Raw genomic sequence first — 23,076 nt, 5'->3', positions numbered from 1 at the left:
GAAGGAGTGTTTACGTTTGTCAAATTTTCAAAGTAGCTTGGAAAAATATGCGGACTTGGCTGTTCGTGTAGGAGTTAACATTCAACCAAACCAAAATTTAACAATAAACACATCAATTGAAGTAGTTGATTTTGTTCGTTTAGTTGTAAAAAAAGCATACGAAGCTGGAGCCCGAAATGTTTATGTTGAGTGGAGTGATGAATTCATCACACGAACTCGTTTTGAGCTTGCTTCAGAAGAATCCTTAAGTGATTATCCTGAATGGAAAGCAAAAGGTCTTGAAACATTAGCTGAAAATGATGGTGCGTTTATGTCCATTATTTCATCTGATCCTGATCTTTTAAGCGGTATTGATCCAAAGCGAATTGCTGCTTCAACAAAAGCCGCAGGAATGGCTCTTTCGAAGTATCGAAATTATCTTCAAGCTGATAAAGCAAGTTGGTCTGTTATCGCTGCTGCCTCAAAAAAATGGGCAGAAAAAGTCTTTCCAAACGAACATGAAGACAAACAAGTTGAAAAGCTGTGGGAAGCTATTTTCAAAACTACACGTATAGATCAGGTAGATCCGGTTGCTGCTTGGAAGCAGCATAATGACAACCTACATGCAAAAGTTGATTACCTAAATAGCAAAAAATATAAAAAGCTTCACTACACAGCAAAAGGAACAGATTTGACTATTGAACTTCATGATACTCACACTTGGGTAGGTGCTGGCAGTGAAAATGAAAAAGGAAACTTCTTCATGGCAAATATGCCAACAGAAGAGGTCTTTACTGTTCCATTACGAAATGGAGTAAACGGTGTAGTTCAAAGCACGAAACCTTTAAGCTATAGCGGTAATTTAATCGATAATTTTTCTTTAACGTTTGAGAATGGAAGAATAGTGTCCGTACAAGCAGACAAAGGTGAAGAGGTTCTAAAGCAATTGGTTGAAACTGACGAGGGATCACACTATTTAGGCGAAATCGCATTAGTCTCACATGATTCTCCTATCTCTCAGTCAGGAATCCTTTTTTACAACACACTTTTTGACGAAAATGCATCAAATCATTTAGCCATCGGAAATGGATATGCGTTTTGTGTAGAAGGTGGAAAAAAGATGTCTCGTGAAGAGTTAGAAAAAGTAGGTGTTAATTCTAGTATTACTCATGTCGACTTTATGATAGGTTCTGCTGACATGAATATTGATGGTATTAAAGAAGATGGAACAATTGAAGCAATCTTCCGAAATGGAACATGGGCTTTTTAAATTTTATAATTGGGGCTGACAGGTGTCAGCCCTTTTCATCATGATAAAATAATGTAAAGGTATTTTACATTATAAGAAGGAGATTTTTTATGAAGCAAGTCGAAGTATATATTCTATCTGGATTTTTAGGAGCCGGAAAAACTACACTCCTTCAAAATATTCTTTCAGAGGAACAACTCAATAACCGTAAAATAGCTGTTATTATGAATGAACTTGGTGAAGTTTCAATAGATTCCGATGTAGTCCCTGAAGAGACTCCTCTTAAGGAATTATTAAATGGGTGTGTTTGTTGTACAATACAAGGACAACTTGAAGTACAATTAGAAAACATGCTCAGGGAATATGATCTTGATGCCATCTATATTGAAACAACAGGTGTTGCACACCCAATTGAGGTTCTGGATGCCTGCTTATCCCCACTTTTCGCTGATCAGCTTGAAGTCAAAGCCATTATTACGATTGTAGATGCGAAAAGATGGCAAGACCGCGCTAGTCTTAGCATTCAATTACGTAAATTACTAATGGAACAAGTTGAGCATGCAGATGTGGTACTTCTTAACAAAATTGATTCATTGTCTGAAAACGAAAAGGCGATGTTTATTTCAGAAACTCAATCATTAAATCCTATAGGAAAACTGTTTATGACTGAATTTGCAAGAATTCCTCTTTCATCTATTCAACTAAATAAAATCAACAAGAAACATCAACATAACGAAGCACATGTTCATAACCATCTACACTTAAGAAGTTATGTACATACTTTTTCAAATCCGGTTGATTTAGAAATGTTTGAACAGTTTTTAAGAGAGATGCCTGATACTATATTCCGTATAAAGGGCTATATTCGCTTTAGTCATTCAAAAGAATCATTTCTTTTTCAATATTCCTACGGGATGCCCTTGTATATGAAGGAGCCAATGAATCGCAAACAAACCCTTGTTTTTATAGGAGAAAATTTAGATCATTCTATGTTACAAAAGCAATTAAAAGAATTAGAAATATAAATATTAAAGTTAATAAAGCCAAGCATCTTTAAATAGATACTTGGCTTTTACACAAAAAGACAAAATTATTTTAAACGTAAAGTTCCTTCACTTGCTTTTGAACTTGTTCATCTTCAAGAAATTCATCGTATGTCATTTGTTTATCCACAGTTCCTTTTGGTGTGATTTCAATGATACGATTTGCAATTGTTTGTACAAACTGGTGGTCATGAGATGTGAAAATCATCGCACCTTTATATGCTGTTAACCCATTATTTAAAGCAGTAATAGATTCCAGATCTAAGTGGTTTGTCGGTTCATCTAATAAAAGAATATTTGCCCCACTAAGCATCGCCTTTGAGAGCATACAACGTACTTTCTCTCCTCCAGATAATACGCTTGGTTTTTTCAATACTTCTTCACCTGAGAATAGCATTCTACCTAGGAAACCACGTAAAAAGCTCTCACTTTGATCATTTGGGGAATATTGACGCAACCAATCAACTAATGTTGGCTCATCTCCTTTGAAATACTCTCCATTGTCTTTTGGAAAATAAGCCTGTGAAGTCGTAACACCCCATTTAAACGTACCGCTATCTGGCTCCATTTCCCCTGCCAAAATTTTAAATAATGTAGTAATCGCAATCTCATCACGACCAACTAACGCAATTTTATCTTCTTTGTTCATAATAAAACTAATATTATCTAATACTTTTTCTCCATCAATTGTTTTAGATAATCCCTCAACTCGTAAAACATCATTTCCAATTTCACGTTCTGGTGTGAAGTTTACATAAGGATAACGGCGGGAAGATGGTTGAATATCATCCAGGGTAATTTTATCTAATAATTTTTTTCTTGATGTTGCTTGCTTTGATTTAGACGCATTCGCACTAAATCTTGCAATAAAATTTTGAAGTTCTTTAATTTTTTCTTCTTTTTTCTTATTAGCTTCCTGACCTAATTTTAATGCTAGTTGACTTGACTCATACCAGAAGTCATAGTTACCGACATATATTTTGATCTTCGAGAAGTCAAGATCGGCTATATGTGTACAAACTTTATTTAAGAAATGACGGTCATGTGATACAACGATAACTGTATTTTCAAAGTTAATAAGAAACTCTTCTAACCATTGAATTGCATGAATATCAAGATGGTTTGTCGGCTCATCTAGTAGAAGAACATCAGGTTGACCAAATAGTGCTTGTGCTAATAAAACCTTTACCTTATCTCCACCAGTTAATTCTGCCATTTTTTTCGTATGGAGTTCCTCAGTAATTCCAAGACCTTTTAGAAGAATTGCTGCTTCACTTTCAGCTTCCCAACCGTTTAGCTCTGCAAATTCCCCTTCAAGTTCAGCTGCTTTCATGCCATCTTCATCTGTAAAATCCGCTTTCATATAGATCGCATCTTTTTCCTGCATAACCTCATAAAGGCGTTTATGCCCCATAATAACTGTTTTTAGAACTTCGAATTCTTCATATTCAAAATGGTTTTGTTTTAATACCGCTAAACGTTCACCCGGTGCCATACTTACATCACCAGTTTGCGCTTCAATTTCCCCAGACAGTATTTTCAAAAATGTAGATTTTCCAGCACCGTTAGCACCAATTAGACCATAACAGTTACCAGGCGTGAATTTAATGTTCACATCTTCAAATAGCTTGCGATCACCAAATCGTAAGCTAACATTCGTTACTTGAATCATAAAACTCCTCCAATAATAAAGGGTTGTTTTACCCTATTTCTTTAAAAGTTAGTATTTTCCCTACTATATATACTTTTATGGACATGCCTATTATAATGGATAATCATAGTGATAGCAATGAATACAACAAATCTAACGATTGTCCCCATGTATCCCCCTTGTTTCTTTTGAATATCATCATAAAATTCTGACCATTATTGTAAAGATTATGATGAAATGCAATCTATTTTCAGTTGAAACTTTCGTTATATAAACGCAATAATTAAAATATCATTCCTTATTTGCTTTTCTCTTACATATCTGTTATGATTAGTAAGAATTATTTTTGTTCGGTCTGTAAGGAAAGAATAAGTGGTTTAAACTTTTCGCCTTTGATATCTAATTGAGCAAGGATAGTAATAAAACGTGGAAATTCCACACAGGAGGCAACAACTATGCAACAAGGTACAGTAAAATGGTTTAACGCAGAAAAAGGTTTCGGTTTCATCGAAGTTGAAGGTGGAGACGATGTATTCGTACATTTCTCAGCTATCCAAGGCGAAGGATTTAAATCTTTAGACGAAGGTCAAAAAGTTTCATTTGAAACTGAGCAAGGTCAACGCGGTCTTCAAGCAGTTAACGTTACAAAATTATAATTAGCTGATTAAAGAAGGTCTCTATTATAGAGGCCTTCTTTTTTCATATGGGAGCCTCAGCGAGCGGCGAGCCTGAAGGGTGAAGTGTGATAAATAGTTGCACTTATACTTAAAACTATCCCCTAAATCGATTAATCTTCCTTAATGCAAATTTTACTTCCTAACCTTAATAAAAAAAACCACTCAAATGATGAGTGGTTGAAGTCTTGCTACAAGTATTAAATGGTTACCTCAAGCATACCACATAATTAGAAATATACCTAATTTCAAATCATTCCTTATCTTCTTTCTTACAATTCCTCTTATTTACGAATATTTCACTTTAAATTTGCAAACGATTTTAGGTATGGAATGGAGGTTTTCTCATTGTTTTCTACTCGTGGAGATGCACATAAATTGTATTTAAAGTTTAAGAAAGCATCGGAAAACGGCGAACAATTAAATGAATTAAGCGAATTAAAAGAAATTGCTGAAATGAAAACATTTTATGAAAAGATCGAAACATCAACTTTGGAGAAAATCTATTATCGAATTTTGAAGGAAAAGAATGGGATGGGAATGATACCTGTATTTGTTTCAGCAGGACCATGGTTACTGTTTCTATTTTCCAAGCAACTTCAAGAATTTTTATTTAAAAACGGAGCTACACCATTTTTTATTTTCATAACGATATATCTAGCCATCTTAATTATAAGCGTAATCTTACACTTTAAAGAGAAAGCATGGGCAACTATTCATTTGACCTTAATTGAGCACATATTGAAAGGTCGATAATGAGCATCTGAAAAAAGCGTGCACAAAGTGTACGCTTTTAATATGATACTTTTTTATTCTTTCTAAAAACAATTATAGAGAATATAATCCCAGTCACAATCGTTGTTATTGTTGAAATCATAGGATCTATATTTGTTGTTACAAACAAAGAAGGAATATCACCGTAAACAGTGTCTTCCATTGTTAAAAAGAGACATAGAAACATATTATTAGCTGCATGGGCTCCAATTGAAAATTCTGAGCTATTTGTTTTAATTGAAATGTATGTCCAGATAAAGCCCATTGATAGGTAATCTAATGCAACCCAAAATGCACCATATTCCATCTCAGGATTAAAAAAATGAAGACTTCCAAAGATCCCTCCAACAATAATCGTTAATATAATTGGATTTTGTGTGAATTTTCCTCCCCACTGAAGAAGGAAGCCTCTAAATAATAATTCTTCAGAAGTTGTTTGAATAGGAACAAGAAAAATAACTGCTATTAATAACCAGAGAAATCTCGTCATATTAAAATCGTTCAAGTGATAATCACTTGGAAAAATAACAAAATCAAGTATTGAAAAGACACCGAGTATTATGAAGAAAACGACAAACCCATAGCCAATTTTCCCCCAATTTAACCTTTCAGCAGGAGTAATGATGGATATAAACCTTCTTTTCAAAATAAATTTAACAGCAATAAATAGACCAATGACCAATAAGACGCTTTGAAGATGCAATAAATAAAGGTCTACAAGAGGATCTGTTACAAGCCCAGTTTCAATATCAAGGAGACCCGGGTTTATCAATTCTCCAATGATTAAAGCAACTATGTATGCCAGTGTTCCTAATATTAGCATAAAAGCTAATATGACAAGAAGCGAACTAATATATCTCTTATGAGTATTTTTTCCCTCTTCAATCTTTATAAAATTTTGACTCATCATAAATCTCCTTTTCATGAAAGTTTACCAATATTCATTTTATCGTACTTTTACATATTTTAACATCATAATCGCATTATAGTACTAGGAAAATAGGAATCTATATTATGCATAAAAAGCTATCCAATTAGATTAATCCCTAGTGGATAGCCCATAAATCTTAAACATTAGTATTCAACTTTTACTTCAAACATTTTCTGAAAATAACGATAACTCATACTAAGATTTAACTTATGGTAAAATAGATTATCTATATCAAATGAGGTGCTTCAAATGAAATTACATACACTAATTGAATATTGTTTACTAATACTATTTTCTGGAATTTACTTTGCATTTCTTGGCTTTCAATCCAATGGAATTACATTTATAATCGGAGTGATCTTCATATACGTGATTATCACAATCTCATTGAAAAGGATTCTCCCCCACTATCATATAGAAAATAAAAAGCTTTCGATTTTAATAAGTGTTGCTTTAATAAGCGGAAGCGTATTTATTACTATGTTTATTTTAACGATTTTAGCAACTTAACAAATTAATTTTTCTCTGTGTTCTCTGGTGGTTGCTCTTGATGTCTTCGTTTTCTTCTTAAAAAAACCCAAATGACAAAGAAAATACCACCTAATACAATTAACACAGGTAGGCTACCTACAATAAATACAAATACAGTTGAAAGTGTTCGTATAACGAAATTAAGAGTTTCCATAAATTGCTTTTTCGTTTCATTCCATGTGTTAAGTTCGTTGTTTTGAAGATCGGGAACATTGACTCTATTCTCTTTTATCTGAATGGTGATCGTTGCCAAATTTACTTGATTATCTAAATAATTCATTCTACCTTTCAGTTGTTCTATTTCTTCCTGAACTGTTGCTAAATCATTGGAAATTTTCAATAAATCCTCTGTCTTTTCCGCTTTCTCCATAAACTCCAGCAATCGTTTTTCGACCACTTGTTTGGATTTTAATCTAGATTCTAAATCAACATATTCCTCTGTCACATCTTGACCATTAATCGATTGATCGATTACCTTTGTACTTTTACTCTCTACAGTCTTTAAAAATGATTGAAAATTTTCTTGCGGAATTCTAACTGTTATAGTCCCTTCCAATGATTCATTTTCTACCGAATATGAATTTGTATTTACAATATACCCATCTTTCGATTGAAGTTCTTGTTGAATAAAGGATATGGTTTCATTATAACTGTTAACTTGAATTGATAGATTGGCTGTATAAATAACCATTCGATTACTCGTATTCGTTACCTGTGATTTTGTTTCTGGTTCTGTTTGTTTAGTAGAATCACCGTTCAACGCTGCCTTGCTTTCTGATTCAACTGCCATATCTTGACCATTATCAGATGCATGACTACCCTGATCTGATTTAATCGTTTGACTTTCCTCACTAGATTGATTACTGCATCCACCAATTACTAATGCCAGTAAAAATGAACAAATGATAACCATTAAATTTTTCATCTCTCAACACTTCCCTTATCGGTTGTAATCTCTTTGAAGTAGACGATTGGAAAGATGAAATGTTACAGAAATATGAACATAAAAAAAGCCGAAGTTTAAAACATCGACTTTAAGTTTTATTTTGTTTGCTGAAAATGATCAAATGGATAAAAAATAAATTCAGATTTACCAAGTATACGGCTTGATTCTATAAGCCCTAATCCATTTCGACTGTCCATGCTATTTAAACGGTTATCTCCCATAACAAAATAGCTTCCTTCAGGTACTTCAACTTCTTCAAAATCTCCAGTTAGCATCATTCCTAACTGTTCAGCTTCGTCACGGTTTTCCACTAAATAGGGCTCCTCAGTCAGCTCATCATTTACATAAACTTGTCCTTTATCAGCGCGAACCGTATCACCGGGTAACCCGATAATTCGCTTTACATACCGTATGTCTTCTTCTTCACCATCGATGATAACAATATCACCCTTCTCAATTTCACCAATAAATTTTAATGTTTTATTTACAAATAGACGATCACCATCATGTAATGTTGGGTCCATTGATGAGCCTTCAACAAGATATGGCTCAAATAAAAAGAACCGTATTATCATTGCCAACCCTACAGCTAAAACGATAGCCTTTGCCCATTCCCATATTTTGGATTTTGTTGTTTCAGTATCTGTTTGTGACATGAAAAGTCCTCCTAATTTCATTCCTCTTCATTATTATACCTCTTTACATCAGTATTTGCTAAAATTTTAGAATATGCTTTTTCTTTTTAACAGAGTCTGTTTCAAAGTGGATCGAAGTGAAATTTTGAGAATGGTCAATGGATACAGACTTATATTTAAAATACGAAAAAATAAGCTCCTTAATTTTAAGGAGCTTATTTTTTATATATTTGTTAGACAACCTCTAGCTCTACATCAATATTACCTCTGGTTGCTTTTGAATATGGGCAGAATTCATGAGCTTTTTCAACCAGATCCTTTAGTTTGTCTTTTTCAATGCCTGTCCCTTTCACTTGTAGGGTAACCCCGATTTTAAACCCATCATCTGATTCATCTTTTAATAAAGAAACATTTGCAGTAACTTCAGATTCGAAATGAACCTTTTCTCTTTTCGCCATTAGTTGAAGGGCTCCATCAAAACATGCCGAATATCCTGCAGCAAACAGTTGTTCAGGATTTGTTGCATCAGGATTTTCTTCAGCCTGTTTGGAACCAGGCATAGCTAACTTTAAGTTTATTTTTCCATCAGATGATTCTACTTTCCCATCTCTACCACCAACAGCTTTGGCAGTTGAAGTAAATAATGGTTTTGACATAAGACATTTCCACCTTTCAATTTCTTTAGTATGACCATTACTAGAATGTACCCTACTTTTTGCATTTCTAATCAAAAAAAGCTGATATGCTTCGAATGAATCCGAAACATATCAGCTTACTTTTTATTCATTAACAGGTTTTTTCAAAATTCCAAGCATAATAGCAGTTACAACTGCACCAATTACGATGGCAAGAAGATATAATAATGGATTACCTTCTACTAATGGAATAACAAAGGCACCCCCGTGAGGAGCTCGTAATCCATTTCCAAAGAACATCGCTAATGCCCCGGCAACAGCTGAACCTGTCACCACAGAAGGAATAACACGACCTGGGTCTGCTGCAGCAAATGGGATTGCACCTTCCGTAATAAATGACGCACCCATAATATAGCAAGTAATACCAGATTGACGTTCACGTTTGGTGAATTTGTTTTTAAATAAAGTTGTTGCTAGTGCAATTCCTAACGGAGGAACCATTCCACCAGCCATAACAGCAGCATGTGGTGCAAAATTTCCTGAATCGATCATAGCAATTCCGAATGTAAAGGCAGCTTTATTGATAGGACCACCCATATCAATCGCCATCATTCCACCTAATAATAATCCAAGTAATATTAGATTGCCAGTCCCTAATCCACCTAAGAAATCACTAATCCCAGCATTTAATGCACTTACTGGTTTGTTAACGACAAAGAACATAATCATCCCGACTGAGAAGATACTTAATACCGGGTATAATAAAACAGGTTTGATTCCTTCTAAAGAAGCAGGTAAACCAGATAGTACCTTCTTTAAAAGAACAACAATGTATCCCGCCAAGAAACCAGCAATTAAACCACCTAAGAAACCTGCTCCCCCTTGAGCTGCCATAAATCCGCCAACCATACCAGGTGCTAATCCAGGACGATCAGCTATACTTAATGCGATAAATCCTGCTAAGACTGGAATCATTAAGCCAAAAGCATTTCCGCCACCAATCGTACTTAAAGCTTCCGCAAAAACATTATGTGAAGGATCGTTTGGATCTGATGCATGGATGCCAAATAAGAAAGATAATGCAATAAGGATACCCCCACCTACAACGAACGGCAACATATTAGAAACACCATTCATTAAGTGTTTATAAAATCCTGTTCGTTCACTACTGCCCTCTTCTTTGGTTCCTTCTCCACTTCCTTTAAAAATGGGAGCATCTTGATTAACAGCGCGCTCAAGTAGTTCCTTTGTTTTACGAATTCCATCCGCTACCGGAACAATGATCACATGTTTTCCTTTAAAGCGATCCATTTCGACTTGCTTATCTGCTGCCACAATAATAGCTGTAGCTTCTTCAATTTCTGCTGCAGTTAAAACATTCTTTGCCCCACCTGAGCCATTTGTTTCAACTTTAATGGAAAGATTCATTTCTCTTGCTTTTTCTTTTAACGCATCAGCTGCCATATACGTATGTGCAATTCCTGTAGGACAAGCAGTTACAGCTAGAATTTTTCCTTCATTCGTACCTTGTACTTCTTCGCCATCCTCTTGAACATCATATTTATCAATTGTAGCCAACACATCTTCAACTGTTTTTACAGCCATTAATTGATCTCTTACTTCTTGTTTCATTAAAATACTCGATAATTTCGATAATGCTTCTAAGTGAGTATTGTTTGCACCTTCAGGAGCAGCAATCATAAAGAATAGATAGCTTGGCTGACCATCCAATGACTCATAATCTACACCTTCAACTGATCGACCAAATACAATCGCTGGTTCTTTTACAGCACTTGTTTTTGCATGAGGAATGGCAATTCCATCACCAATTCCTGTTGTACTTTGTTTTTCACGATCTAAAACAGCCTGTTCGTAAGCCGCCTTATCTGAAAGTTTACCAGCACGGTCTAATACTTCTACCAGTTCTTTAACGACATCACTTTTAGTTGAAGATTGAATGTTTAGTGTAATTGTATTTTTTGTTAATACCTCTGTAATTCTCATCTTACTTCCCCCTCTATACCTTCTTCACTTCAATTTGAGGTAATAGTTCTTCTATTTTTTCTTTAGTACAAAGCTCAAGTGAAAAAGCTGTTGCACTTCCTGAAGCTACTCCAATCTTAAAAGCTTCCTCAATTGGATGATTTGTTGTATAGGAACTTAAAAAACCCCCAACTACAGAATCACCTGCACCAACCGAATTTAATACTTTTCCCTTCGGAACATTAGCAACAAAACTTTTTGTTTCAGTTACAAGCAAAGCGCCCTTTTCAGCTAGCGACACAATTACGTGTTGAACTCCTTGAGATACTAGCTTCTTCGCATAATCATGAGCGTCTTCCACCGTTTCAATTTTTGTCCCGAATAATTCACCTAATTCATGATGATTCGGTTTAATTAAGAAAGGCTTTTCAGACACAACTTCTTCTAATGCATCTCCTGAAACATCCGCAACCACTTTGATCTCTTTTTCTTTACAAATATCCATTATTCTCTTATAAATGGAGGATGGTAATGTTCCAGGTATACTTCCTGCTAGTAGTACAATATCTTCACTATCCATTTGTTCAAATTGTTGTAAAAATTGATCTAATTGCTCTTCAGTTACAATTGGCCCTAAGCCGTTAATCTCTGTTTCGACTTCGGTTTTTAATTTTATGTTAATTCGCGTATCACCTGATACTTTAATAAACTGATGATTGATATTTTCATTGGTTAAAAAACCTTCAATAAAAGCACCCGTGAAACCACCTAAAAAACCAATTGCCTTAGATTCTACACCTAATCGTTTCATTACTCTTGAAACATTAATCCCTTTACCACCGGGAAACTTGGAATCGTCTGTCATTCTGTTTAAAGATCCAAGTTCAAATTGATCTAGTCTAACAATATAATCCACAGATGGATTTAACGTAACAGTATAAATCATGAATTCACTACCTTTATTGCTTAATTTTTATTCGGATAAAGAAATTCTTCTCCTTATACCCATTGTAGATATTTAATTGTCATTATTTTGTAAGCGAATTCACCGCTTACTTACACCTTATTATACTGTCACTTTCAATCAAAATCAATCATAAAATATCAAAAACTATCAATTTTATATTTATATAATATTATATCAGTCATAAACAATCACCTTCAGAATTAAAATACTTTTACTAATATGATTAAAAATTTGTAAATCTTAATGAATGGCTTATTTAAACCATTTTTTAAAATAGAAAAACCTCACAAGGTGAATGTGAGGTTTTCTTTCTTATTCATATCGTAAAGATTCAATTGGACTTAATCGGGCTGCTTTATTTGCCGGGAGCATTCCAAATACAATTCCTATTATCATTGAGAATAGTAATCCTCCAACCACAACTTCCCATGAAATTAGCGGTGGCCATCCGGCAAAGATTGATACGATATTTGCTGCCACAGCACCTAAAATAATACCTAAAGCCCCACCTATAAGAGTAAGTGTCACAGATTCAATTAAAAATTGTGTTAGAATTTGCCTTTTGGTTGCACCTAGAGCTTTACGTATTCCTATTTCTCTTGTTCTTTCTGTTACAGAAACAAGCATAATATTCATGACACCTATTCCACCAACCAAAAGAGATATTCCCGCTATGGAGCCAATAATCAGTGTCATAATATTTGTGATCTGTCCTATTCCTTCCGCCATTTCTTCCATATTAAATACACTATAAGAATCTTCAGTATTATGAGCTGTATTTAATAGAGTAGTTGCTTTATCTCCAACTTCCTTCATGACATCAGCACTATTGGCTTGCAAGGTTACTTGGTTGTATTCATTTTTACCAAATGAGTTTCGAAATGTATTCCAAGGAACATAAACTTCCATAGCTCCAAAAGCAAATAAACCAGTAGGCTTTTCCATGACGCCAACAATTTCAATGGGCTGACCTTTAACCCAAATGACTTCACCTACAGCAGACTTATCATCGAAAAGCTCTTTACGTAACTCATCGCTAATAATCCCTACTCTGGTTCCCCCTATATAATCACTTTCTAAAAGGTTTCTCCCAGATTGAACGTTTAAACTATTCACTTCCATATAAGCTTGGTTTATACCATATACACTAGTATCAGCTGTTTCTTCACGGAAACTAGTTTGAAAGTATTCTGTTGATGATGCAACTACTTTTTTCACTTCAGGGATCTCACTTAATGCAGTTACATCTTCTTGTGTAAACGCTGCACTCATATATGCATTTGGATTTGATAACAATTCTTCTTCACTCGGTTCATAAAATACTTCTATTGTATTACCCGGACCTGTTATTGATGTTTTTAATAATTGTTCTCCGCCCTGTCCTATTGCCACAACAAGAATGACTGATGCAACCCCTATTATGATACCTAACATTGTTAAAATGGATCGCAATTTATGAGCGAGAACTGAGCTTAACGCCATTTTCAAATTTTCAATTAAACTCATTTAGAATCTCCCCCGCTCTTCATCAGAGAGAATAATCCCATCTCTAACCGTGATAATTCTATTTGCGTAATCAGCAACCTCTTGTTCATGGGTAACAAGAATGACTGTAGTGCCTTCTTTGTTTAGTTGGGTAAACTGCTCCATAATGGAAATACTCGTTTTACTATCGAGTGCACCTGTCGGCTCGTCTGCCAAAATAATTTTGGGCTCATTGACAATTGATCTGGCAATAGCAACACGTTGTTTTTGTCCACCTGATAATTCATTCGGCAGGTGATTCATTCTTTCAGCTAAACCAACCTTTTCAAGCGCTTGTTTTGCACGTTCTTCACGCTCTTTCTTATTGTAACCTGCATAGACCATGGGGAGTTCCACATTTTTTAACGCTGTTAATCTTGGTAATAACTGAAATTGTTGAAAAACAAAGCCGATAGAGAGATTTCGTACTTTTGCCAGCATTTCATCTTTATATATTGAGATATCTTCTTGATCTAAAAGATATGTTCCTGATGAAGGATTATCCAAACAACCAATTACGTTCATTAAAGTTGATTTACCTGAACCTGAAGGTCCCATAATGGCAACAAACTCGCCATGTTTTATTGTAAGATTGATATTTTTTAACACGTCTAACGTATCTTGACCTACCTTATAGCTTTTAGTTATAGACGTTAACTCAATCATTTTTCATTCACTTCCACGTTATCTCGGACTTCTTCTGAAGGATTAATGATGACTTTTGCTCCTGATTTAAGACCTGTTTTAATTTCCATAAACTCATCACTAGCTGTGCCAATTTCGACATCATTACGAACTGCTTTTCCTTCTTCAACGGTATACACATAATAGTTTTCACCATCTTGTTTTACAGCTTCTAAAGGAACAGCTAGAGCAGATCGTTTTTCAGTTTCAATATCCATAATTAGCTTAAACCCGGGTTTTGCTTCAATATTTTTATCATCAATTGATACCTCGATTGAATATTGAACAGCGGTTTCTTCACCACTTACCGCCACAGTCTCATTTTGTATAGGTAAATAACTAACCTTTTCTACTTTTCCTTTCCATTCCTTATCTGTAAGAACATCTGATCGCAATGTAACTGCTTGGTCTTCAATTATTTTTAAGGAGTCATATTCAGATATTGTTCCCTTCACAATAAGTTCTTCAGGATTACCTATATGTAGAATAGGAGTTTGTGAAATACCTTTTATTGCCTCTTCATCAATAGATAAGACTGTGCCAGCATTTTCACTCGTCACGACAAGATTATCAATCTTACTTTCAATCGTTTCTTTTTGAAGTTGGACTTGTCTTGCTTCAAGGTCTGCCACCTTCAAATCAGTCTTAAGTTGATCACGTTCAGCATCAACTTGATTTTCAGCTTCCTCTTTACCCAATTGATCTTCTAAATCCTTTTCTTTCTCATCTAGATCATCAATTTGATCTTTAATTCGATTAATTTGCAAATAGGAGGATTCAAGAGAAAGTGCATTTTGTTCTTTTTCTAATTGTAATTGCTCGTTTTCATATCTTAATAAAGGTGTATCTTCTTCCACCTTATCCCCTTCTTTAACAAGAACCGCTTCTACCTGACCATTTTCAGGCACATAGTAGACAAAGTACTCTTGGCTTAAAGAAAGTGTACCGGGAACCATCACATTCCCGGTTAATTCTCGCTCTTCTACAGTCGCTGTTTCGACTGATAGAACTTCTTGATTTGATGCCCTGTAGATATTTACTCCAACTAATAGTCCGATTAAAGCCACTACTGCAATTGAAATCCATACCTTTTTCTTCATTAGAATTGCGCCAGCCCTTCTAAGGCTCCGGAAACTACAGCTACAATCAGTCCTAAAGCAAAGAAAATAATTGTGATTGTATAAGCTGCCGGCTTAGATATTTGGGCTACTTTTACAAGTCCAATACCTAATAAAATATAATACCAAATATTAAAAACCTCGATAGTGCTTAAAACACCACCCATAACACCTTCAGCACCAATAAAACTATTAATACTTGTAAGCATCACAGTTGGGTCTGAACCAATAGCATAGATGATCAGTTGGTTTAACACTTGCCCAATTGTAGAAATAAAACTTGTAAAAAGAATTAATGAAAACATTTGTTTAAATGTAATTGGTGATTTTGCAATCTTTGTGATTCCAAACAAAATAGCAGCAAATATTACAAATCCAATCGGAGTTCCAAATAATGCCCCAATGCCACCAAAGATAACTCCGAACATTTTTGACATTTCAATTTGTTCAGCTGGCATTCCTTCCATTCCTGGAACTGTTGCGTAATCTACGTTTAAACCCGCTAACACTCCTACGACCGCACCCAGAATCGATAAAATGATTAAAGGAAGCCAAATGACTGGTTTCTCTCTCATTCGTTCAAACTGTTCCCCCGGTTGAAAAATCATTCCAAATAATGATGGTTTCTTTGATTGTACTGTTTCCTGTTCCATCCTTTTTCCCTCCAAAATATATTTTCCATTACTTATACGAGATTAATTGGAAATAGTTTCATAAAATAGTTGTTTAATTTTAAAAAAGTTTCTAAACATTATTTTTACTTAACAAAACTTGAGATCAACTACAAAAAACTCTTAAGTACCATCATTCATATAAACTTCAAATAATACGTTCGAGAAGTTTGTATGAAAATGAACTTAAGAGTTTTTATCTATCTATCGATTTTCTTGTAAAACAGTTTCTTCTTTGTACATATCTTTTCTTGCAACACCTGATTCAAGCGCAGCTTTTACAACAGCTTTTCTAACTTTTTCTACAACCTTTTGATTGAAGACACTTGGTACGATATATGTTTCACTTAATTCGTCATCAGAGACAACATCCGCGATTGCTTTTGCTGTTGCAATTTTCATCTGCTCATTGATTTCGGAAGCACGACAATCTAATGCACCACGGAAAATACCTGGAAAACATAGAACATTATTGATTTGATTTGGGTAATCGGAACGTCCAGTTGCCAATACCTTCACGTACGGCTCTGCTAGTTCAGGATCAATTTCCGGATCAGGGTTTGCCAAAGCAAACACAATCGGATCTTTTGCCATTGATTGTAAGTGCTCGACTGTTAAAACTCCCGGAGCGGATACTCCGATAAATACATCTGCGTCTATTATGACATCAGAAAGCGAACCACTTAAGTTATCCGGATTCGACATCTGTGCAAAAGCATTCCAATTAGGATTTTCGTATGTTTCACTCCTATTAATTGCACCCATGCGGTCAACTCCAATGATTTGACGAACACCTGCTGCAATTAACATTTTTGCACAAGCTGTCCCCGCAGCTCCGACACCATTTAACACAACTTTAATTTCTTCTATTTTCTTACCTGTCAATTTCAGTGCATTATAAAGTCCAGCTAACAAGACTACCGCTGTACCGTGCTGATCATCGTGAAAAACAGGAATATTCAATTCCGATTTAAGTGTTTCTTCAATTTCAAAACATCTTGGTGAAGAGATATCCTCTAGATTAATTCCACCAAAGGCAGGAGCAATCGCTTTAACAATCCTGATGATCTCATCAGGATCTTTTGTGTCCAGACAAATTGGAAAAGCATCAACATCAGCCATTTGTTTAAATAGCATCGCTTTTCCTTCCATAACCGGCATTGCAGCTAGCGGACCTATATCTCCAAGACCTAATACTGCTGTGCCATCTGAAACTACCGCAACAGTATTCCTTTTGATTGTTAAGGAGTGCGCTTTTTGTGGTTCATCTGCTATCGCATTACACACCTGCGCGACTCCAGGGGTATAAACTCTTGATAAGTCATCACGGTTTTTAATTGGGTTTTTTGGTGTAACTTCAATTTTTCCTCCAAGATGTAAAAGAAATGTACGATCTGAAACTGAGATCACCTTAACACCTTTTAATAACCCAAGAACATCCATCACACTCTGACCATGCTTTTGATTTTTCACTGTAATCGTGATATCACGTACAGTTTGTGTTTTACTTGTAGAGATCACATCGATTCCTATTATATCTCCGCCAACTTCACCTATAACTTTTGCAATTTCACTAAACGTAATTAAGTTTTTTTGAAAATGCAATCGAATAATAATATTTGTGCTAGCATTGCTTAGTTGTGACATCTTTGACCTCCATTTTCAATACTTTATGAGGGATATTAGAACAACTTATGTAATTTTCCTTCATAACAACACATTCATTGGAAGCGTTTTAATACCCTGTCTCCATTTTAGTACAACTTTTCTTAATTGTAACTGTTTTCTAACTTTTTAACATAAAAAACTTTTTGACTATTTTGTTTTAATCTTGCTTATCGCCAAGTCTAATGGCTTGCCTTAATTTATTCTATCATCCATAAAATTTTATTTTTTTGCTCAAACAAAAAAGCCGACCCCTTTATGGAGCCGACTGCAATGTTTTATGGATGAACTGCTTCAAGTATCTGATCATTGTAATAAATAATATGTGAGAGAACTGTTTGACCTTTCATCTTCTTTAAAGACTGTTTCGCTTCTTCCTCATTATCGAACTCATACATTTTAATATTCTCTTCATCATATAAGGTTATAACCCACATTGTTTTGTTGCGCCTCCAATAATAAGCGGAATTAAAAGTAGATTCTACTTCCAACAAAAATAATATCTCTAATTTTAAGTATTGTAAATAGGTTGTTAAATATTTTAGAAAATGTTCAAATTTCAAGAAAACAACGGGTTATTGCCTTATTATCCTACCTCTAACATATTGAATTGAGCTTTCACTAAACCATGGTAAATACCCTTTTTCTCCATCAGTTGTTGATGATCTCCTTGTTCCATAATATGGCCATGATCAAGCACAATGATATTATCTGCTTCTCGAATTGTTGAGAGTCGATGAGCAATCATTATAGCAGTTCTTCCTTTTAGAAGTGTTCTCAAAGCATGTTGAATTTTCACTTCTGTTTCTGTATCAATACTAGCAGTTGCCTCATCCAAAATAATAATTCGTGGATCTGCAAGCAGGGCTCTTGCAAATGAAATTAATTGTCGTTCACCAACAGATAGAACGTTTCCTCTCTCTTCTACCTCTGTAAAATAACCGTTTGATAAATTTTTAATAAAATCATCTGCTCCTACTGCCTTTGCCGCTTTCATAACATCCTCATCAGAGGCATCAGGGCGACCGAAGCGGATATTATCAATGATTGTTCCAGAGAAAATAAAAGTATCCTGAAGAACTACGCTTATTTGAGACCTAAGCTCCTGTATTGATAAATCCTTAATATTAATATCATCAATTTTCACCTGTCCTGCCGTTGCATCATAAAAACGACTAATTAAGTTTGCAATTGTCGTTTTACCTGAACCAGTATGCCCTACAAGAGCGACTGTTTGCCCTGCATCAATGGTAAGTGAGACCTCATGTAATGCCTTTCTTGAAGAATCATAGGCAAATTCAACTGATTCAAAGGATATTTTCCCTTCCATTTTTGTTAACAGGATTGGTCGTTGAGATTCAGCGACATTCGGTTTTTCGTCTAAAAACTCAAAGATCCTTTCAGATGAAGCCATCCCCATAAGCAACTGATTATAGACCTGCCCTAAGCGTGAGATAGGCTCCCAAAACATTCCTAAGTAAAAGGCAAAAGAAACGAAGATTCCAATTGTAATGGATTCATTTGCTATTAAACTAGCACCATACGCAATTAAAATCGCTGTTCCAATTGCATTGGTCATTTCAACCATTGGTGTAAACATAGCATTCCGTTTTGTTGCATTTTGCCAAGCTCGTAAGTTTTCAGAATTTACCCCATCAAAAAATTCTATATTTTCTTTTTCCTGTGTAAATGATTGTGTTACACGAATTCCCTGAATAGATTCATTTAAATGTGAATTTAATTTTGATTGTTTTAACCTAACTGTTTGCCAGGAACGACGGATTTTTTTTCGTAAACTTGTAGAAATAAAAAACATTAATGGAACAATAATTAATATAGCAAGTGTAAGTTGTGGACTTAGTGTAAATAATAAAGCAACTACTCCAATTAAAAGGATAAAATCCATTAATAGATTTATCACTCCACTAGTAAACAACTCTTGAAGTGAATTAATATCATTCATGATTCGTACAAGAATAGAACCTGCTGAACGTTGATCAAAAAATCGATGTGACAATGTTTGAACATGTGTGAATAAATGCTTACGAATATCATATATAACGTTCTGACCTAGCAAATTCATCCATTTAATACGGAATCTATTTGCGATATAACTCAAGACATATAATCCTGCAATTGTCACAACCAAAATAGTTAATAAATTTATATCTTTATTAGCAATTGCAAAGTCTAGAGTGTATTTTCCTATTAAGATTGGAGCTACCAACCGAACAAGAGCTGAAATGAATACTGCAACAAATGCTGCTGGAAGCAATGTTTTTGAATATGGCTTCAAATAACTAAATAATCTCCACATTTGCTGCCAGTTAAATGGTTTATCAATAATTGTATCTGTAGAGTAGTGAAACCTCTCCATGATTTTTTCTTTTTTCTCATTATGATTCATTATTATCACCTACCCGACAGATGGCTGTAATACAGCCTTTTGGTCCTTATATTGAATATTATAAATTCGTTTGTAATATCCATTATTCATTATCAAGTCTTCATGTTTTCCTCTTTCTACAATTAAACCGTTTTCAAGTACAAGGATCTCATCAGCATGTTTTAGAGATGAGATTCGATGAGCAATTATAAAGGTTGTTCTTCCCTTCATGACTTCTTTTAGCGCTTTTTGAATATTAAATTCTGTTGTCATATCAACTGCACTAGTTGAGTCATCTAATATTAAAATACTTGGATTCATACATATGGCCCTTGCAATTGCAATTCTCTGCTTTTGGCCTCCTGATAAACCGAGCCCCCGCTCCCCGAGCAATGTATCGTATCCATTAGGCAATTCCATAATAAACTCATGAGCTTGAGCTCTTTTGGCTGCATCAATTATGGTATCCATTGATGCATCTGGACGGCCATAAGAAATATTAGACTTTATTGTTGAAGAAAATAAAAATGATTCTTGTAAGACAACCCCAATATTCGAGCGTAATGCTTTTAAGGAATAATCACCAATATCTCGACCGTCGATTAATATTTGACCACTTGATGGAGTATAAAATCGTGTTAGAAGTTGAGTTAAACTCGTTTTTCCTGATCCAGTTGCACCAATTAATCCGATTGTTTTTCCACTTGTTGCATGGAAGGATATGTTATTCAAAGCAAGCTCATCTTCCTTATTATACTGAAGGCTTACATGATGAAATGCTACATCTCCATTTATCTTTGTTTCAGGAATGACAGACTCCATATCTCTAATCGTCTCTTCAGCATCAAGGATTTCAAGCAATCTCTCACCAGATGCCTTAGATTGAGAGAATAGGTTAATCACAAATCCCAAATGCATGATAGGGCCCATTAAATACCAAACCAAGCTAAAAAAGGCTACGAGCTCACCTGGTTGCAGCCCCCCTCGAATGACTAAAACACTTCCATATGCAAGCAATGCAACAACACAAATATTACCTATTAGCTCCATTAGCGGGAAGAACTTAGACCAAACAAAAGATGTTGTTAATGATTTTTCCTTATAATCTCCATTTGCTTGATTAAATTTATCTATTTCAAATCCCTCACGAGAAAGGGCTTTCACTGTTTGGATTCCGCTAATATTCTCTTGAACATTTGTATTCAACTTCCCAAACGATTTACGAATATTCCGAAAAGCAGGATGTACTCTCTTATCAAAACGATACACAGCCAAGGCCAAAAACGGTAATGCGGCAATCGTAACCAGCGTTAATGGAACAGAGTAAAGAAACATAACAGTTAAAGTTCCACATACTAAAAGAATAAAACGTACAAGTTCTGAAAACCCGAAGGATAAAAAGAAACGAAAACCTTCAACATCAGCTGTTAAACGCGACATTAAATCACCCGTTTTAGCATTGTCATAATACATAAATGGCAGCCTTTGAAGTTTCTCATATAATGCATTTCGAAGTCTGTAGACAGATTGAATTCCGAACATATCTCCTAAATATTGATGAAAAAACGCAGATACCCCTTTTATAACCATTAATGCTAAAAATCCACTCACAATCCATGGAATATATTCATATTGTCCTTTTAATACAATTTCATCAATCGTTAATTGAAGAACAATCGGATAGACGACAGTAATGGTCGTAATGAATATGACAAAAAATAATGACCATAAAAAATATTTCTTAAATGGCCAATAAAAGCTTTTCAGCTTTTTAAACGTTTCCATAGATACCCTCCCCAAGTTTTGTTTGCATTTTTGATCACATTATCTATAAATATAACGTGATACGTTTAAATATATCGGGAATCGAAATATTTTTCCAGTTATTTATCTGAAATTTTCAAAAACAAGTCTATGGAATGAATAGTTCTACTCCAAAGGATGTAGAAGTGATTAAACTTATATTTAACATATAAATTCATTTAATAGGTGTTATCTTTGTATGAAAAATGTGAAACAAGGCAATAGCTGTAAAAAATAAAGAATTTTACCAAGAGGAAAATTATGTACTTACTTCTCGTTATAGTCGTGTATATCATATTTGCGATATTGTTTGTGGATTGGGAAGATGGAAGGATTATTATTCGACGGTACAGTTTTATATTATATGTAACCTTTTATATAACTTTTTATTTTACCAACATACATTGTGGGCATATAAGCCTAAGACCGTTGAGTGGTTAAATCATACGTTAATTGAAATCACCTTTACTTTTTTTATTATACCTGTCGTAATAATGATTTATTTAAGATACTTTCCTAAGGGATGGAAGAAAGTCAGCATTTATGTTGGTCTCTGGATAATGTATTTTTCTTTTATTGAAATCCTTTTTAGCAAAAGAGGATTGTTTATTTATGATAATGGATGGAACGAATGGTGGTCAACTTTATTTAACATCATCATGTTTATCGTTATAAGGATTCATTTTATTAGTCCACTACGCAGCCTATTGATTTCATTGCCCATCATTATTCTTTTGTTGTTTATTTTTCACCCCACACTAAGTGAGTTAAAGTAATACCTTAAAAGTTGGTGAACAATGACCGAATTAGCCCTTGCGGATTTTATAATACTGCTATTTTCTACATATATCCTCATGGCCATTTACCTTTACAATAGAAAGAAAAAGTAGGAATCGGTATTCTTACTCCCTTAGTTATGCAAACATTAGCGATATACCGATCAAACCAACTTTTACATCCTTTAACTTTTTTATGTTAAACTATCTGGAGATTATGTTATTTATTTCTTAAAGGATGTGTCATGTTGAAAAGGTTAAAAATTGTCATTCCAATATCAATTATTGTTTTTATCTTTGCGATTAGAATTCTTGATCAGAATTATGGCGAAGATATTTCAATCGAAATAAGAACAATAATTGCATTTAGCGGTGCAGTATTTTCAGGTCTCATTTCATATTTTCTATTCCCCTCCAACCAAGATCCCAAAAATCAATAAGTTCATTCGAA

22 protein-coding genes are annotated in these 23,076 nt (G+C 34.5%); 7 read left to right on the top strand and 15 right to left on the bottom strand.

What is annotated here, in order from left to right:
* Positions 1 to 16 precede the first annotated feature (16 nt).
* The gene (locus HWV59_RS10630) at positions 17 to 1,249 is read left to right on the top strand and encodes an aminopeptidase (RefSeq protein WP_175638819.1); all 1,233 of its coding nucleotides are present in this window, start codon (positions 17 to 19) and stop codon (positions 1,247 to 1,249) included.
* A gap of 89 nt (positions 1,250 to 1,338) precedes the next feature.
* A complete protein-coding gene (locus tag HWV59_RS10625) occupies positions 1,339 to 2,253 on the top strand; it encodes a CobW family GTP-binding protein (protein WP_175638818.1) in 915 nt (304 codons plus the stop codon).
* A 70-nt stretch (positions 2,254 to 2,323) separates the two neighbouring features.
* On the opposite strand, the gene HWV59_RS10620 is transcribed toward HWV59_RS10625, so the two are convergent.
* Positions 2,324 to 3,943: an ABC-F family ATP-binding cassette domain-containing protein gene (locus tag HWV59_RS10620; protein WP_102232025.1), complete on the bottom strand. Its 1,620-nt coding sequence runs from the start codon at positions 3,941 to 3,943 to the stop codon at positions 2,324 to 2,326.
* A gap of 434 nt (positions 3,944 to 4,377) precedes the next feature.
* On the opposite strand from HWV59_RS10620, the gene HWV59_RS10615 reads away from it, so the two are divergent.
* Positions 4,378 to 4,578, top strand: a complete 201-nt coding sequence (locus tag HWV59_RS10615; RefSeq protein WP_102232024.1) for a cold-shock protein — start codon at positions 4,378 to 4,380, stop codon at positions 4,576 to 4,578.
* A gap of 366 nt (positions 4,579 to 4,944) precedes the next feature.
* Positions 4,945 to 5,352, top strand: coding sequence for a hypothetical protein (locus HWV59_RS10610; RefSeq protein WP_102232023.1), 408 nt, complete (start codon positions 4,945 to 4,947; stop codon positions 5,350 to 5,352).
* Between the two features lie 37 nt (positions 5,353 to 5,389).
* Here HWV59_RS10610 and HWV59_RS10605 read toward each other — a convergent pair whose 3' ends face one another.
* Positions 5,390 to 6,277, bottom strand: coding sequence for a CPBP family intramembrane glutamic endopeptidase (locus tag HWV59_RS10605; RefSeq protein ID WP_175638817.1), 888 nt, complete (start codon positions 6,275 to 6,277; stop codon positions 5,390 to 5,392).
* A gap of 273 nt (positions 6,278 to 6,550) precedes the next feature.
* On the opposite strand from HWV59_RS10605, the gene HWV59_RS10600 reads away from it, so the two are divergent.
* Positions 6,551 to 6,811 carry a hypothetical protein gene (locus HWV59_RS10600; RefSeq protein ID WP_102232021.1) on the top strand — a complete coding sequence of 87 codons (261 nt, stop codon included), beginning with the start codon at positions 6,551 to 6,553 and terminating at the stop codon, positions 6,809 to 6,811.
* Between the two features lie 4 nt (positions 6,812 to 6,815).
* On the opposite strand, the gene HWV59_RS10595 is transcribed toward HWV59_RS10600, so the two are convergent.
* From HWV59_RS10595 to HWV59_RS10535, 13 genes are all read right to left on the bottom strand, one after another.
* A complete protein-coding gene (locus HWV59_RS10595) occupies positions 6,816 to 7,757 on the bottom strand; it encodes a DUF4349 domain-containing protein (RefSeq protein WP_175638816.1) in 942 nt (313 codons plus the stop codon).
* Between the two features lie 116 nt (positions 7,758 to 7,873).
* Positions 7,874 to 8,434, bottom strand: coding sequence for a signal peptidase I (gene lepB / locus HWV59_RS10590; protein WP_175638815.1), 561 nt, complete (start codon positions 8,432 to 8,434; stop codon positions 7,874 to 7,876).
* 212 nt (positions 8,435 to 8,646) lie between these two features.
* Positions 8,647 to 9,069 (bottom strand): organic hydroperoxide resistance protein, encoded by a 423-nt coding sequence (locus HWV59_RS10585; protein ID WP_175638814.1) that lies wholly within the window; start codon positions 9,067 to 9,069, stop codon positions 8,647 to 8,649.
* A 123-nt stretch (positions 9,070 to 9,192) separates the two neighbouring features.
* A complete protein-coding gene (locus tag HWV59_RS10580; protein ID WP_175638813.1) occupies positions 9,193 to 11,052 on the bottom strand; it encodes a PTS fructose transporter subunit IIABC in 1,860 nt (619 codons plus the stop codon).
* 13 nt (positions 11,053 to 11,065) lie between these two features.
* Positions 11,066 to 11,977 (bottom strand): 1-phosphofructokinase, encoded by a 912-nt coding sequence (gene pfkB / locus HWV59_RS10575; protein WP_102232016.1) that lies wholly within the window; start codon positions 11,975 to 11,977, stop codon positions 11,066 to 11,068.
* 333 nt (positions 11,978 to 12,310) lie between these two features.
* Positions 12,311 to 13,504 (bottom strand): ABC transporter permease, encoded by a 1,194-nt coding sequence (locus HWV59_RS10570; protein WP_102232015.1) that lies wholly within the window; start codon positions 13,502 to 13,504, stop codon positions 12,311 to 12,313.
* Positions 13,505 to 14,188, bottom strand: coding sequence for an ABC transporter ATP-binding protein (locus tag HWV59_RS10565; RefSeq protein ID WP_102232014.1), 684 nt, complete (start codon positions 14,186 to 14,188; stop codon positions 13,505 to 13,507).
* Complete coding sequence (locus tag HWV59_RS10560; RefSeq protein ID WP_175638812.1) at positions 14,185 to 15,306, bottom strand: efflux RND transporter periplasmic adaptor subunit; 1,122 nt, start codon at positions 15,304 to 15,306, stop codon at positions 14,185 to 14,187. Before HWV59_RS10560 ends, HWV59_RS10565 begins: the two co-directional genes overlap by 4 nt.
* Complete coding sequence (locus HWV59_RS10555) at positions 15,306 to 15,977, bottom strand: Yip1 family protein (protein WP_102232012.1); 672 nt, start codon at positions 15,975 to 15,977, stop codon at positions 15,306 to 15,308. The genes HWV59_RS10560 and HWV59_RS10555 overlap by 1 nt, the downstream gene beginning before the upstream one ends.
* A 222-nt stretch (positions 15,978 to 16,199) precedes the next feature.
* The gene (locus HWV59_RS10550) at positions 16,200 to 17,642 is read right to left on the bottom strand and encodes an NAD-dependent malic enzyme (protein WP_102232011.1); all 1,443 of its coding nucleotides are present in this window, start codon (positions 17,640 to 17,642) and stop codon (positions 16,200 to 16,202) included.
* A 296-nt stretch (positions 17,643 to 17,938) separates the two neighbouring features.
* Positions 17,939 to 18,097, bottom strand: coding sequence for a hypothetical protein (locus HWV59_RS10545; protein ID WP_175638811.1), 159 nt, complete (start codon positions 18,095 to 18,097; stop codon positions 17,939 to 17,941).
* 149 nt (positions 18,098 to 18,246) lie between these two features.
* Positions 18,247 to 20,067 carry an ABC transporter ATP-binding protein gene (locus HWV59_RS10540; RefSeq protein WP_175638810.1) on the bottom strand — a complete coding sequence of 607 codons (1,821 nt, stop codon included), beginning with the start codon at positions 20,065 to 20,067 and terminating at the stop codon, positions 18,247 to 18,249.
* A gap of 9 nt (positions 20,068 to 20,076) precedes the next feature.
* On the bottom strand, positions 20,077 to 21,831 hold the full coding sequence (locus tag HWV59_RS10535) for an ABC transporter ATP-binding protein (protein ID WP_102232009.1): 1,755 nt from the start codon (positions 21,829 to 21,831) through the stop codon (positions 20,077 to 20,079).
* Between the two features lie 335 nt (positions 21,832 to 22,166).
* On the opposite strand from HWV59_RS10535, the gene HWV59_RS27390 reads away from it, so the two are divergent.
* A complete protein-coding gene (locus tag HWV59_RS27390) occupies positions 22,167 to 22,625 on the top strand; it encodes a CBO0543 family protein (RefSeq protein ID WP_328824241.1) in 459 nt (152 codons plus the stop codon).
* Between the two features lie 248 nt (positions 22,626 to 22,873).
* Complete coding sequence (locus HWV59_RS10530) at positions 22,874 to 23,065, top strand: histidine kinase (RefSeq protein ID WP_175638809.1); 192 nt, start codon at positions 22,874 to 22,876, stop codon at positions 23,063 to 23,065.
* The last annotated feature ends 11 nt before the right edge of the window (positions 23,066 to 23,076 follow it).

This window comes from Metabacillus schmidteae, assembly GCF_903166545.1.
GTDB classification, from domain to species: Bacteria; Bacillota; Bacilli; order Bacillales; family Bacillaceae; genus Metabacillus; species Metabacillus schmidteae.
The sequence above is the reverse complement of the archived record's forward strand: the minus strand, read 5'-3'. Positions and strand labels throughout refer to the sequence as shown.